The 1,745-nt window shown below is 64.3% G+C and carries 1 protein-coding gene; it reads right to left on the reverse strand.

The window, feature by feature from the left end; genetic code table 11:
- Positions 1-118: 118 nt before the first annotated feature.
- Positions 119-1,633 carry an adenylate/guanylate cyclase domain-containing protein gene (locus WBF82_RS21490; protein WP_424384951.1) on the reverse strand — a complete coding sequence of 505 codons (1,515 nt, stop codon included), beginning with the start codon at positions 1,631-1,633 and terminating at the stop codon, positions 119-121.
- Between the last annotated feature and the right edge of the window lie 112 nt (positions 1,634-1,745).

The following is a 1,745-nucleotide window of genomic DNA, read 5'->3' on the forward strand; positions in this document are numbered from 1 at the left end:
GCAAGTCGCAGCGATTTATGTCTCGAGGAGCGAGCCCATCGCGAGCCGGCCTGCGTTCTCTTCCTCACGGCGAGGTTGTCGACCACTGCGGTTTCGGTAGTGGGGGATGTAAGCCATCTCAGCCGAGGCGATCCACCGCTAAGTCGAGGCCGAAGACCTGCACCTCGGCTAACTTTCCCTTCAGGGCGTGTGATCCGCGGTCGGACAGTCCGGATGGTCGAACAGGCAGGGCGTCGACAGTGTGGCGCGTGAGAAGGATCGCGTCACCGGTGGTTTTGGTGAGTTGCTCGACGCGGGCGGCGACGTTGACCGCATCACCGATCAAGGTGAACTCGAGCTTGCCGCCGCCGCCGATGGTGCCGGCAATCACCTTGCCGGTGTTGATCCCAATGCCGATCCGGAGCTCGCCCCCGAATCGCTCGGCGACCAGACGGTGAATCACCACCGCGGCGCGCACTGCGGCGTCGGCATGATCGGCGATGTCGTTCGGGGCACCGAAGACCGCCAGCGCACCGTCGCCGAGGAACTTGTTGACGTGCCCACCGACATCGACGACGGCCGGCACAACGATCTCGAATAGCGCATTGAGGCGAGCGACCGTGTCCTCGGCGGTATTCGCCTCCGCGAACGGAGTGAAGTCCCGGATGTCGACAAACATCACCGTCACCTCGCGGCGCTCACCGGTGAAGACGTCGTCACCCTGCTGAAGAAGCCGCGCCGCCAGGACTGGGTCGACGTAGGTTCCGAATGCCGCCTGAAGTCGTTGCCGCTCAGCCAATCCCGCCTGCATACGGTTGAACGACGCCGCCAGCGCGCCGAGGTCGTCATCTTGAACCACCGGCAGGCGCCGGCTGTAATCGCCGGCCGCGACACGTTCAGTTCCTGCGGCGAGATCGCGAATGGGTTGCAGGAGTGGCGAGTACGCGGCCCAGAGCGACGGCCCGACGACGAGCACCAGTACACCACCGATCACCATGGTGAGGGCAGGGCCGTGCCTGGCCGCGTCTAACACGGCTCCCAGAATCGCGCCCGCGACGGCAAACGCGAACCCCACCGCAAGCACGGCCACGTTGGTCCACGTGGCGAACCCCGGGCGAGAGCGAGGCAGTGAATCGCCGATCTCCGTATCCGAGGCGATCGCAGTCCTGGCGGGCCGCAGGGTTGATTCGACGTAGCTGTGCACAGTGATCAGCTGGCCTGCAGTTCCGGCCATGGCGCCCAGAATCGCGTACTGGATGAGCCGCGACCCGCTCGCTCCGGCAATCATCCCGATACCAACGAACAGCGCCGCGACCCAAACAAAGGTGACGACCACCCCCTTCGCAATGAGTTTCCGTCCATAGCTGTAGGTGGCGCGCAGTGCGCTCTCTCGATCAACGTCGTCACCGGCGGCCCACCGCTCAATGAGGCGGGGATCCCTTCCACCGGGAGCTACCAGCACATACAGGTACGCGAGCACGGCGACCACGGTCACTGCGGCCGCCTCGGTGTAGTGATCAGACCTCTCGAAAGCGACGATGCCCAGCGACCAGGCGAGATAAACCGGGAGTGCAAGGGGGAGAGTGAGTGCCCAGCATGCCCACGAATACCTGGATTTGTACCGATTCCACGCCCACTGCCAGATGCGATCCATGGCAAAACGAAACACCCCCGGCCGCTTAACCGGGGGTGTTTCGAACTACTGCTTAGCGCCTAGTGAGCGTGGCCGTGGTGATGGGCGTGCTCGTCCTGGTCGTGGCTTACTT

Source organism: Mycobacterium sp., from assembly GCF_049673265.1.
Lineage (GTDB): Bacteria > Actinomycetota > Actinomycetes > Mycobacteriales > Mycobacteriaceae > Mycobacterium.